This is a genomic window from Pontibacter sp. E15-1 (genome assembly GCF_022601975.1).
Classification (GTDB): domain Bacteria; phylum Bacteroidota; class Bacteroidia; order Cytophagales; family Hymenobacteraceae; genus Pontibacter.
The window spans coordinates 166,595-179,768 of record NZ_JAKVIR010000003.1 but is presented as its reverse complement, the minus strand read 5'-3'; the positions used below and the strand labels follow the sequence as shown (position 1 = coordinate 179,768).

Annotated in this window: 10 protein-coding genes and 1 tRNA gene; 2 read left to right on the top strand and 9 right to left on the bottom strand. The window is 51.8% G+C overall.

From position 1 onward, the window contains the following. The first annotated feature begins 105 nt into the window (after nucleotides 1-105). Nucleotides 106-1,179: a 23S rRNA (adenine(2503)-C(2))-methyltransferase RlmN gene (gene rlmN / locus MKJ04_RS03440; RefSeq protein ID WP_241639425.1), complete on the top strand. Its 1,074-nt coding sequence runs from the start codon at nucleotides 106-108 to the stop codon at nucleotides 1,177-1,179. Nucleotides 1,180-1,317: 138 nt separating this feature from the next. Here the strand turns inward: rlmN and MKJ04_RS03435 are convergent, their stop codons facing one another. The 5 genes from MKJ04_RS03435 to MKJ04_RS03415 all read right to left on the bottom strand — a co-directional run bounded on the left by MKJ04_RS03435 (nucleotide 1,318) and on the right by MKJ04_RS03415 (nucleotide 6,439). Beyond that, nucleotides 1,318-2,280, bottom strand: coding sequence for a YihY/virulence factor BrkB family protein (locus MKJ04_RS03435; protein WP_241639423.1), 963 nt, complete (start codon nucleotides 2,278-2,280; stop codon nucleotides 1,318-1,320). A 390-nt stretch (nucleotides 2,281-2,670) separates the two neighbouring features. Further along, complete coding sequence (locus tag MKJ04_RS03430) at nucleotides 2,671-4,125, bottom strand: DUF4403 family protein (RefSeq protein ID WP_241639421.1); 1,455 nt, start codon at nucleotides 4,123-4,125, stop codon at nucleotides 2,671-2,673. 96 nt (nucleotides 4,126-4,221) lie between these two features. Next, complete coding sequence (locus MKJ04_RS03425; RefSeq protein WP_241639418.1) at nucleotides 4,222-4,539, bottom strand: thioredoxin family protein; 318 nt, start codon at nucleotides 4,537-4,539, stop codon at nucleotides 4,222-4,224. Between the two features lie 450 nt (nucleotides 4,540-4,989). Further along, nucleotides 4,990-5,637: a hypothetical protein gene (locus MKJ04_RS03420; RefSeq protein ID WP_241639415.1), complete on the bottom strand. Its 648-nt coding sequence runs from the start codon at nucleotides 5,635-5,637 to the stop codon at nucleotides 4,990-4,992. Nucleotides 5,638-5,713: 76 nt separating this feature from the next. Continuing rightward, nucleotides 5,714-6,439, bottom strand: a complete 726-nt coding sequence (locus MKJ04_RS03415; RefSeq protein WP_241639412.1) for a DUF3891 family protein — start codon at nucleotides 6,437-6,439, stop codon at nucleotides 5,714-5,716. Between the two features lie 298 nt (nucleotides 6,440-6,737). On the opposite strand from MKJ04_RS03415, the gene MKJ04_RS03410 reads away from it, so the two are divergent. After that, nucleotides 6,738-7,022 (top strand): transposase, encoded by a 285-nt coding sequence (locus MKJ04_RS03410; RefSeq protein WP_262918045.1) that lies wholly within the window; start codon nucleotides 6,738-6,740, stop codon nucleotides 7,020-7,022. Nucleotides 7,023-7,201: 179 nt separating this feature from the next. On the opposite strand, the gene MKJ04_RS03405 is transcribed toward MKJ04_RS03410, so the two are convergent. The 4 genes from MKJ04_RS03405 to MKJ04_RS03390 form a co-directional block, all read right to left on the bottom strand. Continuing rightward, nucleotides 7,202-8,776, bottom strand: coding sequence for a DUF6770 family protein (locus tag MKJ04_RS03405; protein ID WP_241639409.1), 1,575 nt, complete (start codon nucleotides 8,774-8,776; stop codon nucleotides 7,202-7,204). Nucleotides 8,777-8,813: 37 nt separating this feature from the next. Next, on the bottom strand, nucleotides 8,814-10,307 hold the full coding sequence (locus MKJ04_RS03400) for a M48 family metallopeptidase (RefSeq protein WP_241639407.1): 1,494 nt from the start codon (nucleotides 10,305-10,307) through the stop codon (nucleotides 8,814-8,816). A gap of 676 nt (nucleotides 10,308-10,983) precedes the next feature. Then, nucleotides 10,984-11,059 (bottom strand) — tRNA-Met (locus MKJ04_RS03395). A 96-nt stretch (nucleotides 11,060-11,155) separates the two neighbouring features. Then, on the bottom strand, nucleotides 11,156-12,958 hold the full coding sequence (locus MKJ04_RS03390) for a BamA/TamA family outer membrane protein (RefSeq protein ID WP_241639405.1): 1,803 nt from the start codon (nucleotides 12,956-12,958) through the stop codon (nucleotides 11,156-11,158). Nucleotides 12,959-13,174 lie beyond the last annotated feature (216 nt).

Below are 13,174 nucleotides of genomic sequence, written 5' to 3'. Positions count from 1 at the left end.
AGCCTGTGGGTATGGCGGAAGTCTCCCGGCCAGTTGGCGCAGTGTCGCCGGCAATGGCGGCTACTATCTTTTAACAGATACACAAACAGAACTGTACGCGGCAGCATGACTTTGATTGCAGACATCCATATCCTCAACAAGAAAGACATCCGGAAACTCTCTTTGGATGACCTGAAAGCGTGGTTGGTAGAGCAGGGCGAAAAGCCTTTCCGGGCCAAGCAGGTATACGAGTGGCTCTGGAAGCACTCGGCCCGGTCGTTTTCGGAGATGAACAACGTGAGCCTGGCGCTGCGCGAGAAGCTGGAGCTGCACTTCTCCATCAATGCCGTGCAGGTGGCCACGCAGCAGGTAAGCTCCGACGGCACCGTTAAATCGGCTTTCAAACTGCACGACGACCACATCGTGGAAGGGGTGCTGATTCCGCACAACGAGCGCAAAACGGCCTGCGTGAGTAGCCAGGTAGGCTGCTCGCTCACCTGTAAGTTCTGCGCCACCGGCTACATGGACCGCCTCCGCAACCTGGACGCCGGCGAGATATATGACCAGGTGGTGCGTATTAACGAGCAGAGCCTGAAGCAGCACGGCGAGCCGCTCAGCAACATCGTGTACATGGGTATGGGCGAGCCCCTGCTGAACTACGCCAACGTGATGAAGAGCATTGAGCGCATCACGGCGCACGACGGTTTGGGTATGGCCGCCCGCCGCATCACGGTGAGCACGGCCGGTATCGCCAAAATGATCAAGAAGATGGCCGATGACGGCGTGAAAGCCAACCTGGCGCTGTCGCTGCACGCGGCCAACGACAAGAAACGCAACGAGATCATGCCCATCAACGAGACCAACTCGCTGGAGGCCCTGACCGAGGCGCTACGGCATTACCACGAGGTGACAGGCCGCAAGGTGACGTATGAGTACATCGTGTTCGAGGACTTTAACGATACCCTGCAGGATGCCGAGGAGTTGCTGCAGTTCTCAAAGATCATCCCGTGCAAAATCAACCTGATCGAGTATAACCCAATCGAGAACGCCGACTACCAGAATACGAACGAAGACCGCTGGCAGGCCTTCATCTACTACCTCGCCGACCGCGGGGTGCAGGTGAACGTGCGCCGCAGCCGGGGCAAGGATATTGACGCCGCCTGCGGGCAACTGGCCGTGAAGGAGAAACAAACAGCATAGCCAGAACCCGGCAGTATATTAACCTGCGAAGCAAGAAAAGACAGAGCGCCCCGCTATACCAATTTATAGCGGGGCGCTCTGTCTTTGTGCCGGAATTATTGATGTACTGCAAGCTGTGCAGTATGGAGGTATGGCGTTTTACTTCGGCTCGAATCGCCCCTGTGGTCTGGGCCTGCCGCTGTTCGCGTCCTGCGGATCGTTGACTACTTCCCGCTGCTCCACAAAAACGGCATGCGGCTTGGGGCGCACGCGCTGCCCATACTCCTCGGCGTACTGCTGGGTAAACTCCGCCCCAAAAAATATGATGAGTGAGGAGTAGTAAATCCAGACCAGGATCAGGATCACAGAGCCTGCCGCGCCGTAGGCGGAGCCCGGGTCGCTGGTGCTCAGGTACCAACTGATCAGCAACTTGCCGATGGTAAACAGAACCGCCGTAACCAGGGCCCCGATCAGCGTGTCCCGCCAACGGATATAGGCATCGGGGAGGTACTTGTATATCAGGGCAAACAGAAACGTGATCAGCCCAACCGACACAACAAAGTCTACCAGCTTGATAGCCCAATACCAGATGTCAGCTGGCAGCAGCCTGGATATAAAGTCGCTCAGGATAGAGATAACGGCACTAATCACAAACGACATCAGCATCAGGAAGGCAATGCTCAGGATGATGCCGAAAGAGAAGACGCGTTCTTTGGCCATGCGCAGAATACCGTTGGTGGGTTTCACCTTCAGGTTCCAGATGCTGTTGAGCGACTGCTGCAGCGTGGCAAAAAACGTGGTGGAGGCAAACAGCAACGTGCCGATACCGATCCAGAGGTGAATGCCCGACGCGTTGATCTGGGCGTTTTCCACAATCTTCTGAACTTCTTCCGCTGCCTCCGGCCCTACCGCTGTCGAGATTTCATTGGCCAGCTTCCCGGACACGGCCTCCTCCCCGAAAAAGAAGCCTGCAGCCCGGATGATGATGATGAGCAGCGGCGGTATTGAGAAAATTGCGTTGAAAGCCAGCGCAGCCGCTAGCCGTAACGAGTCATTGTCAGAGAACTCTGATCCAGATCGTTTGATCAGATCAAATACTCCCCTCATTGTATAATCTGCCATAGGCGGTGTTTAAATCTCCTTGTTGTCCGAGGTTTGATACGCAGCTATCGGCCTTTAGTTAGCGTGCTTCCTGCCGCCACCCGCCGGTTTCCGTAGCCCGGAAGGGAAGGTTTTGAGCAATATCAGTCCTGATTTTTGCAAACAAACGGTGGCAGGGTGTTGCTGAAGTGGCGCTTTTTCTGACTGTGGCGTTACCCCTATGCAAAAGAAGGCGAGACCAGGTATAAGTCGCAGGCATCGTCCTGAAAACAGCTTTTGAAAAGATTATCCATACACCCCAGAACAGATGCCGCCCACGGGTGATGAAGAGACGGGCTCCATAACACAGTGGGCACTTCCCGCCGGGGGATTTAAAAGTCGGGGGAGGTATAACCGGGCGCTGGCTGGCAGCTACAGTTTGTCCACCGTTGCTGTCAGGGTGCCTTTTGCGTTTACCACCGCCTTGATACCCTCCGGTGTCAGGTAGATGTTTTCGGGGGTGAGGTGCTGGATGTTCCCGCGCAGCAGCAGCGACTCGTGCACACGGCCCTGCCTGTCGAGCGTGGCCTGCAGCAGCTTTCGGGTGTCGTTCAGTTGCTGTTGCACTGGTATGTTCACCTGCTGCTGAATCATCCCGACGAACTTGTTCTTAGCCAGCCAGCTGGCTGTGTTCAGCAGCTTGTCTTTCGTGTCGAGGTCATAGTCCACGTCGCGCACCCGGATGGAGGCGGTTTCGGCATCGTAGTATGGCGTTCCGCGCAGGTATACCTTGCCCACGATCTTCTTGGTGAACAGGCCTGCCTTTGTCTTCCCGTCTACATCCAGCATCAGCACCAGTTGCTCGCCGCTGGGCGTGATGGCGGCATCCTTTACCGTCAGCTGGCTTTTTCCGTCGTCAAAGGTATACGTCTGGTTGGCGACCTGCCCCTGCAGCAGTTTGCTTGCGTGGGCATAGGGCACTGTGGCGGTCAGGCCAACCTGTATGTCATCGGCAAGGCGCTTGTCTACAAGCAGCTTGGGCAGGTTGCGGTTAAGCTGCACCTGGGGCTTGCCCTCCGTGGAAACCGTGATGTAGGACGTAATGCCGAGGCGGGTGCTCAGGGTGCCGTCTTTGGCTTGCAGCGGGGCCATGCGCACCTCCTGCGGCACCACCGTGAGCCAGGCGTTCAGGGCATCGTCCAGCTTCACGGGCTCCTGCAGCAGTAGCCAGGCATCGGTCACGTATTTTTTCATGTCGAGGTGCTGTTGCAGTTCTTTGTCCAGCTGCTTCGAGAGGGTACCCATCTGCTGGCGCAGCGCAGGCTCCACAAAACGCGCGAGGCCGATCTTCAGCGGGCCCAGCGTGAGCACGGGCTTGGTGTTTCCCCAGGCAAAGTCGCCGCTCGTCACGGTGCTGATGCGGTAATCATCGGTCAGGCCAAGCTTGCTCTCCGTTTTAATAACCATGTCGAAGCTGGTATCCTCGGTTTTGTCGATGGCGGGGCAGAGCTTGCAGGGGTCCCACTTCCAGCGGCCTTTGGCGTAGATGTGCAGCGGCACGCTGAAGTAAATCTTGTCTCCTTCCGCCCGCACGCTCATCCTGCCGCTTTTCGTGACGGTAACGGCCACGTTGTCGTCGCTCAGGTTGTCGTCTTTGTAGAGCACACCCGCAACCTCCTGGTTCAGCCTGCTTTCCAGGGCCGCGATGGAGATAGAAACGGGCACAGCGATAGACGAGAGCTGCGGCTTGTACAGCGGGGCGGCCAGGGCGGTTGCGGCAGGCGCCTCGGCATTGAGCTTGCTGGTGCTGGAGCAGCTTTGCAGGGTATAGCCCGAGAGTAAGGCCGCCATCAGAAAGGCAAGGAGCCGTAAGGTTGATTTCTTCACAGAATTGCTGAAATTAAAAAAGTGGCGCAAGTTAGCACGCCTTTCGCATACCAGCTATACCTGCCGTGGCGCCTGCCGTAAATTTTTAAGCGCCAGCTAGCTTAGCTTTTCGAGCAAGACCTTTATCTCGGCCTCTGTCCTGACCAAGCCACACTCCCGCAGGATGCCCTGGCGGTATATGGCGAAAAAGGGCGTGCCGGTCAGCCTTACCTCCTGGCTGGAGACGGGGTTCTCAGAGGCGTTCATGCGCACAAAGGTAATGTCGCTGTAAGCAGGGTCAGAAGAGAAGTTGGCAAAGGAGGGAGCCAGCAGTTTGCAGACGGCACAGTTTTCGTCGATAAATTTCACAATCACTTTGTCGTTCTTGAATATCAGCTGCCTCAGGTCGTGGTCGTCGGATTCTCTAATTGTCATAGTTTTTTTCTTCTCAGCGCAAGGTATAGCAAACGGGTCGGCTGGCTCATATCAAGAATAAAGCCATAGTGCCGCAATGGTTTTGGAGGATAAAGTAGCGTCGTTTATTTGGCTCAACAGTATAGGCTTTGTACAATTTAATGCGGTATTTTTGCAAAGTAAGGCTTAAACACCTGTGCATGCAGATAAGTTTGCCTAGAGCAGAAAAATAACTACCGGTACGCCCCAAGCTAATTCTGACCAAAGTTGGGAATACCGGCAAAACCGGTTGTATCTGCCTCAAAAGCAGCAGTGGTTTTGAGGCGTGTCGCTGTAGCTATACCCGCAGGCTGAGGTTTTAGGCTTCTGATAAGTTTGTAGGGTATAGCTGGGCACTGCAGCAAGTTCTAAAACAGGAAAGGCCGGCTAACAGATGTTAGCCGGCCTTTCCTGTTTCGCATCACAAAAGATTTAGAAGGCAAAGCCCACCCGCAGTCCTCCAGTGCTAAACGTAGAGAAATTAAAGTTGTCATAGCCTTCTAAAGTATAGTTTTGAGCAGCATTGTCATTGCTCTTAACCTTCACTTCCTTAATTCTCCGATAGTCTGCACCCACACCGGCCTCTATGCCAACGTAAAAGTTCTTAACTATATAAAAATCTACACCAGCGATCCCATTCACACCAAATGACAAATACCCCCTGTCGTATGAGTTGGGATTGGTTGACAATGAATTAATCACTTCAATGCCATTACCTTTTAAGTGCTTGTAGCTGTAACTGATTGGGGTAGAAAAACCTATATAAGGAGAGAGGCGGCTGGTACCGGCAAAATGTTTCTCAACACCTGGGGCAAAACCGACTGAGAACCTGGTGGCTTTGCCATCATCATTTAGTCGGTCATTGTCAATGCTTGCATCCACACTATAGCGGAAGGCAACGTTATCGGAACTGAATTTACGCAGCCGGAGAGTGGTAGAGGAGTAGCCGCCCCACCCCAAAGAGGCTTCCAGCGTTTTGTTTCCTGCTACGGGTTTAAGCGTTTCATCTGCTGTAGACTGCGCATTGGCAGCGAAGGTAACGCCACAGGCAAGGGCGAGAAGGGCAAGCTTTGTTTTCATATATAGCATATGTTTATGGTTGTGAATAACAACGCTAAATATATATGATTATTTGTAATGTTCTATACTATATATGTTACTTTGCTAGCACCCATGTCTTATACCCTACCTTGGCCTGGTGCAGCGCCAGGGCCAGTTCGGCGTCATCTTTAAATTGCAGTTGCTCCAGCTTCCTGTGCTCTACCTGCACCTGCAGTTGCTCCGGGACAAACGGCCAGGGCGATACCGACAGGTCATTGTTCGGCAGCTGTTTCACGAAATAAGCCTTTCCATCCGGCCCGGTTGTGATTTCCAGTTCGCGCGCGTCGGTGGGTACTTCATTGCGGCACAGGATGAGCGAGAGTCGGTCGCACCACTGCATTACCGCATACGCTTTCTCAGCCTCCGTACGTTTTATGCCCAGGCTCTGGCGGCAGGTCTGCTGCAGCTGCGCCTGTTCATCCAGAAAGCTGTCGATTTTCTTTTGCTGCCCGCGCAGGGGCTCATACAGGTAACGCATGTGCATGGAGGTAAGCAAGGCCACCCAGCGACTCTGGAACCGGACCGCCTGCATCAGGTCCTGCGCCTGCTCCAGGGTGGTAGGCTGCAGCGTGAAGTCGGCGGGCGCACCGGCGGGCGTCAGTCCGTCCTTGCCGCGCCGTGCTTTCTGCCGGTTGTCGTGGTTGGCAATCGCGATCACGGTTTCAGTCCAGTACAGGCACTGCAGTTCCGGCTTCAGGTGGTGGGCCAGCTGTGCCGCCAGTACCCCGTGCGCCTGTTGGTATATAACCTCCCAGCCTTCCGGTATAGCGTTTACGATCATGGGTATACATGCTTTAGAAGAGGTATAACCGAATTCTGAGTAAGAAGGTTAAGAAGAACGTTGGGATGAGGGGGAATTCGCTTATACCGATATCAATTGCACAGCACGCATACCACTCCCTCATAACACATGAAGCACCCCTCCTCTGAGTAGAATCGTTTTTATTCTGCTGCTAAGGTCATTTTGATTGGGGCTTGACTTTGGCAACGGCCTGATAGAGAATCGGGTGTGCTATGTGTGTGGGGAGCTGTCACTGCTTGACGGCCTGGACGGATGACCCGCCATCAGCCGCGTGGTCATGGTGGAAGCAAGCAGGGAAAAGTTGAGCACGTACTTTCAGTACGCCGAGCCGATCCGCCGCCTGATCTATACCACCAACACCATCGAGGGCTTTCACCGCCAGGTCCGGAAAGTAACCAAGACGAAGGGCGCTTTCCCCTCAGACATGGCCCTGCTGAAGCTGATTTACCTCTCCCACCAGAACATCAGCAAAAAATGGGTCATGCCCCTTGCAAACTGGAGCCAGACGGCCCAGCAGCTGGCCATCTGGTTTGGCGAGAGGATGCAACTGGACTTGAAGTGAGACGCACTTCAAGAGTTTGGCCCTGTTGCTGTAAGGATTCACACCAGTACACCAACAGGGCCAGTAAATTGAAATAATGAAATGACACAGTTAGAATTACACTCCCACCATCATCCAAAACATCAAGTTTTGATGCGTTTAACCTGTTACACTCCCGAACCCCTTCTATCCCTAATGTTCTATTTATTCAGCTTCACAAGCTTCATTTCAAGCTTCTTCTCTTCTAACTGGCTATCCAGAACCAACACGTATCCTGGTTTTGCAGGATACACGTAGGAAAACGTTTCCTTGCTGGATGTAACGTCAACTTTGTCCGTTTTAAGGTCGCCTTCACCAGCGTACATAATGTTGACCAACGTCTTTTCCCAATACTTGCTCTTCTTTACCTCCCTGTAGTTGATGTAAGCTGTGTTGAAACTGGTTTGTGTGTTTTCTTCCTGTGTGAACTGGTAATTAAAGCCCCCAGTCATGTTGATCACCAAACCTATCAGGCCAGCGCCATAAAAACCTGATCCGGGCGGCAGGAAACATTCTGTCTGGTCTTTCTCAAAAAAATGAACGCCTTCCAGGTTCAGGTCAGAGTCGAGTTTGTAGATCATCATGTTGCCAATCACGCCTTTCGCCGTGCTGGTGCCGCCTCCTAAAACCGCCAGCGCAATGCCCACACCGTCTGCCTTAACTTTATACTGTTCTGCCACAATATGCTGCTTGCCGTCTGCCCCTCTAACTATTTTATGCACGAAGTTAACAAAGCCCTCATCCAGGCTCTTCTTTGCGTTCTGCGGCAGTAAGGGGTTTACATCCTTGTCCCAGGCATAGAACTTTGCAACTTTCTCCTTCCCATCCAGGCCAACCCGCTTGACAAAGAAGCCTTGGCTTTTATCAACGATCGCCTTGTCCTCCGGCCCGTAAAACTCGCCCATCATTATAAACTCGCTCTTCTTGTCGTCAAACGAAAAGGAACTCACAGACAGCTGCCGGTTGCCGTCTCTTTCAACCCCCATATCCAGCAACTTCTTGCCAGTCACCACATCGAAAGCTACCATAGAGAAAGTAAGCTTTTTAGATAGCATGTTCGGTCTGCGGGCAACGGTAGCCAGTATGTACTTATCTGTCACCTCATTCACCAGCAGCGATTCGTAATCTTTAGACTTATCATCAGACGCGGAAGTCCATTTCAGGTTGAGGTTGTTGTCGTACATTTCCAGCAAGAATCCTTTCATCATACCGGTATACCCATTTCTGACAAACCCCATGTCAGGAACAGGATAAATATTCAGACCGGAAAGCGGCTTGTTATCTCCGTTGCCTGGTGTTTGAAGCTCCTGTAGTGCAACGCTCAGGTCAGCCTTCGAGAGGTTAGCGAACTGCTTTGTCGCTATTTTGTTCAATGACTTATCAAAGACATCAATCTCAAGCGTTTTCCGTCTTGAGTTGTAAAAGTAAAAGCTGAAAGCTTTCCCGTTATAGGCGCTTCTTAGCAAGTGACTGTAATACCGCTCTTTTGGTAGCATGACGCTCTTTACCTTCTGCAAGTTCTGATCAAAGAAGTCCAACCCGTAGTTGTCATTTCTCTTGTCAGCCTTATCTGCATGGTAGAACATGGTATAACCCTTCACTTCATTCCCTTCATATATGGGCGTAATAGCTTTCTTGTTAAAGTTTGTAAAACCAGCCAGTGTTTGAGTCTGTGCATGACCGGCTGTTGCGAATAAAAGCAGCAGAAATGTAATAACAGTTTGTAATCGTTTCATTGTATAGTAAATATTAAGTAAAGAGTTTGTTTCATTTCTATTTCAGGCTTGCGGAGAAGAGCGTTTCTCTGAACCTCCCCTCTTTGTGTCTGTCGAGATAAGTCTTTTTTATTTGCTCAGCTACCTCCGTGTCTTCGCGTAAAACAGCAAAGGCATACTGTGCCGCTAATTGGTATTCGTGCGTTCCCTCCTCTATCCGCATTTTCTGTGCAAAGCAATTGCCAATGCCTTCAAAGTCGGAGGTGTTTAGGTTATAGAGCACACGGAGCAAGTGCTGAAAATTCTCAGGGTGGTGCTCTGATTCTACAGATACCACCTCTGCAAAGCGATGGAGCAGCAAATGGCGCTTTAGCTCATACAGGCACAGCATCACCATACTCTTCAGGTAGCCGCTCTCCGGCTGTTCCCTGAGCAAGAGCAGTGCGTTAAACAGAGCGTAGTCGTAGTTCTGCGTTTCGTACAGGCTTTGTACTACCTCCCTCCTGCAGAGTAGCTTAATGCTTTCCAACGCTGATGTTTGATAGGTTTGCCTGTTTGCTTCAACCGGGAAAGCTCTTTCCAGCTCTCTGATGTAGCCCATCCGCTTGAGGCAGTCCGGGTGCGTTCTCAAGGTATCAGGGTTATCTGGAAAAGCGACCATCGTCTCCCTTACATCAAAAATAGAAGATTCTTTTGCTTGCCCTTCTTCAAAGCTATAGCTGAAGTCTGAGCAGCTGAAAAGCGCACCCAGGTCAAGCTTCTGGGAAGAGTATGGTGCATCTATTTTATCTAAGGCCTGTAAGGCAGTATAGGCTTCGGCAGTGCTGTACTTTGTTCTGGAGAGAAAAACAAAACCTAGGGAATCTGCCTGTTTTTCGAATGAGCGCCTATGCTGCAAGTTGCCTAAAGAAAGCCCTTGAAGCAAAGCTCCCATTTTAGCGTGACGGTTGTACTCAACCTTGGCAGTTTGTCTGTACTGCTTCTTAAACTCTTTACTATAGAAAGCATCCAGACTCTCTTTAATGCTTCTCTCCATATGGCTTAGCTTTATATGGGCCAGCTCATGACAGATGATGAATGCTATCTGACTTTCGTTCTCTAGCTTTGCCAACAAGCCTATGTTAAAGAAGACCGTCCCATCGGCCAGTGCATATGCGTTCTCAACAGCGCTTCGTGTGAGGATAAGCTTTGTATCAGGCAAATCGCTGTTGGCTCTTACAATCACCCGATAGACCGACTGAATATATGGATCCACAATAGTATCCAACAGTGCAGAGCTTAACACCCTTCTATAACTTTCCTCAGCGCTTTTCTTAATGATGGTATTGTAACTTTCCCGGTAGTCAGGGCTCATGTTACGGGGAACCACAAAATGATTTTTAAGGGAAGCCTGTTGCGCAACTGCTAGCTCTCTTAATTTTGTTGAATCACTGGAATAGAAAGGGTAATATTCTTCCTCCTGCGCATATAAAGGAAAAATAGCGCTCATCATCAAGGTGAAAACGCAGATAATCATTTTCCCGGTTTGTTCACAGACGAATAAAGCCAGCATCAATAGTATATTTTAAAGCGCCACAAATTACATAAATATTAAATATTTAAAATATAAAAATTTATTATTTTTTAAATAGCGCACAACTTCCTTCGAAAAAATCAGAACATCACTTAATAAAGTTGCTTTCACAAAGCTTGTAAGCCAAAGAACGATGATGCAAAAGAGCCTTAACAAAAATAACTTACTTTTTGTGGGTCGCCGGCACCGTGCACCTCTCGTTCGGGGTGGATGGGGAGCAGCGCTGCGGACCTGTCCCTGTATGGGGCAGCGGGTATTCGAATCCAGTCTGGTGAAGGTGGCGGCCGAACAGCCTATCGTGACAGACGCGGGAAAGACCAGAGACGGGGTGAAGTCAATGGCCACGGATACACTTCGGCTCGCGGTTTGGCAGAGGGTACTTCCATGAGAGCGACCTGATGGAGGTCACGCTCCTGACGCCGGCCCATGAGGAAAGGGTCCAGATAAGCGTGGATTTATTGGCGTGACACACGACACGAGGAAACGGCATGGAAATGACATCCTCCCGAAAAATTGACCTCCTCTCTACTGCAGATTAGTTCTAAAGAGGGGAAGCCGACAGTTTATAACAGGATTCTACAGTAAGGAAGGAAATCGGTCACCCTAAAAAACAAAAAAGCCTGACTCATTTCTGAATCAGGCTTTTCTTAATCTGTGGTAGCGGGGACAAGACTCGAACTTGTGACCTTTGGGTTATGAGCCCAACGAGCTACCAACTGCTCCACCCCGCACTGTTATACTCTCTAAGAGTATGATGCAAAAGTATGCTTTTGTTTTTTCCCTTGCAAGCTATACTTACCATAAATCGTAAAAAAAGTTGCGGCTCCCTAAAACTTACTTGTTATGCCAAAGTGTATCTTCGAATATTTAAAGGAAAGGGGCTGTTGGTCGGATTTGCCGAGAGAATACACCAGCTGAAAGATTCCTGCGCCTGTGCTGAAGCTAATGCCGCCACCCACGCCGAAGGGGAAATCGCTTGCTGAAGACTGCTCCAAGTCGCTGCGGTAGTAGCCTTGGTCATAGAACAGCAGCACATAGGAGTCGGTGGCGGTGAAGAGGCGATACTCCAGCGTGCTAATGGCATAGGAGGAGGCGTAGAAGAAGTAATCGTCGAAGCCGCGCAGCGAGGAGAGGCCGCCGATGCGGTACATGTCGTTCAGGAAAAGCTGGTCGTTGAAGAGGGCCTGGCCCTGCAGCCGCGCCAGCAGGGCGCTGTTCCGGCCCAGCCGAAAGAAGTTTTCCAGGCGCAGCGCCAGCCCAAGCTGTGTCGTTTTGATGTTCAGGGTGTCATAGAAGCTTTTCTCCAGATCCGGACTGCGCAGCAGCTTCTTGGCGCCTGCCGAAAGCTGCATCTCTACCAACCGGCCACGCCTCGGGAAGTAAAAGTCATCGAGGTTGTTCCAAAGGTAGTTGAGGCCGTAGGTTGTGGTTTGGGCATCGGCCAGGTTAAACTGCCGCAGGCTCTGCGGGTTGGCGTCAGAGAGAATACGCGAGTTGCGCCACTCCGAAAACACGCTGAACTTGCCGTACTTGAGGGTATAGTATGCCAGCTGCACCCGCGGCTGCACCGTGATGAAAGACGAGTCTTGCTTAAGGAGGTTGAACTTCAGGCCGACTTCGAAGGGCGTCCCGAGCAGGTTGGGGTGCAGATACTCGCCATCCAGTATTACGGAGCCCTTGTTTACGCGCCGCCATTGCAGGCCCAGTTGCTTGCCGGAGCCCCTGATGTTCCGAATGTTCAGGTTGGCCTCACCCGTGATCAGCAGCTTGTCTTTCCGCGTAGGGTCGGGCAGAAACCCGACCACGCCATCCAGCTGGTTTGCCTGGCGGTCGTCCATAAAGTAATACACGCGGGCCTTGTCGCGGGCGAAGCGCACCTGCGGGGGCCGGGTCACTTTTATATAGGGGAGTGCCGACAGCATCCGCTGCGAGGCATTGATCTGGTCCTGGTTATAGGGCTGGCCGGGCAGCAGTTGCAGGTAACGCATCAGGAATTTCGGCTGCGTTTTCGTGTCGCCCACGATCTCCAGCGAATCATACGTCACAACAAAGGCCTTCTCCACCATCAGGGCCGCCTCCATTTTATTTCCCTCTATCCGGATGGAGTCGAGCCACACGGAGGCGAAAGGGTAGCCGTTGCGCTCGGCGTAGTCGAGGATGCGCTGTTGCAGCTTCACGTACTCGGCGGGTTTGAAAGGCGTGTCGTGGTAGAACTTTTCCCGGAACCCGGACTCCAGCAGCACTCCCTCGCTCAGGTTCCCGTTGCGCAGCTGTGCCCACACAAAAGGCTGACCTATATGAAGTTTCACGTGGAGCGCGTCGCCTTGGCGGTATACCGTGTCGGCAGAGGCCAGCAGGTAGGTGTCCTGCTGCAGCCGGTATACCAGCGCCTTCAACTCTTTGTATGCCTCCACCGAGTCCGGGAGCAGGCGCTGGTAGGTATACTGCCGCAGTACCTGTGCACCCTGGGCATCGGTTGCCTCCACGTTTAACCCCACCTTGGCCAATGCCTTCTCCGGTTTCCGGGCCGCCGGTTGCGGCTGCACTTTCTGGGGCATCTGCCCGACCTGCGCCAGTGCCAGCGGCAGCCACAGCATCATGCAGAAGAGAAAGGCAGTTATTTTGTACATTTGCGGAGTGAACTGTTAATGGGTTGAATTGTTAAATTGTTGGATGGTTTAGTTCGTTTTCAACTCTAGCTAAGCAAAGTGACCAGTTATACTGTTTTGCAGCCGTTCATGCCGCAAGTTTTGGCTCAGCGGTAACTTGCGGCATGAACGGCTATATGATTTGGTATAACCGCATAACAATTAAACCATTCAACAATCTAAACAATTAAACAATCT

What these genes read in the sequence shown, in the direction of transcription:
- MKJ04_RS03415 (WP_241639412.1), bottom strand. Translation starts at nt 6,439, where the DNA reads ATGATCGTAAACGCTATACCGGAAGGCTGGGAGGTTATATACCAACAG.
- rlmN (WP_241639425.1), top strand. Translation starts at nt 106, where the DNA reads ATGACTTTGATTGCAGACATCCATATCCTCAACAAGAAAGACATCCGG.
- MKJ04_RS03435 (WP_241639423.1), bottom strand. Translation starts at nt 2,280, where the DNA reads ATGGCAGATTATACAATGAGGGGAGTATTTGATCTGATCAAACGATCT.
- MKJ04_RS03425 (WP_241639418.1), bottom strand. Translation starts at nt 4,539, where the DNA reads ATGACAATTAGAGAATCCGACGACCACGACCTGAGGCAGCTGATATTC.
- MKJ04_RS03410 (WP_262918045.1), top strand. Translation starts at nt 6,738, where the DNA reads ATGGTGGAAGCAAGCAGGGAAAAGTTGAGCACGTACTTTCAGTACGCC.
- MKJ04_RS03420 (WP_241639415.1), bottom strand. Translation starts at nt 5,637, where the DNA reads ATGAAAACAAAGCTTGCCCTTCTCGCCCTTGCCTGTGGCGTTACCTTC.
- MKJ04_RS03400 (WP_241639407.1), bottom strand. Translation starts at nt 10,307, where the DNA reads ATGCTGGCTTTATTCGTCTGTGAACAAACCGGGAAAATGATTATCTGC.
- MKJ04_RS03405 (WP_241639409.1), bottom strand. Translation starts at nt 8,776, where the DNA reads ATGAAACGATTACAAACTGTTATTACATTTCTGCTGCTTTTATTCGCA.
- MKJ04_RS03390 (WP_241639405.1), bottom strand. Translation starts at nt 12,958, where the DNA reads ATGTACAAAATAACTGCCTTTCTCTTCTGCATGATGCTGTGGCTGCCG.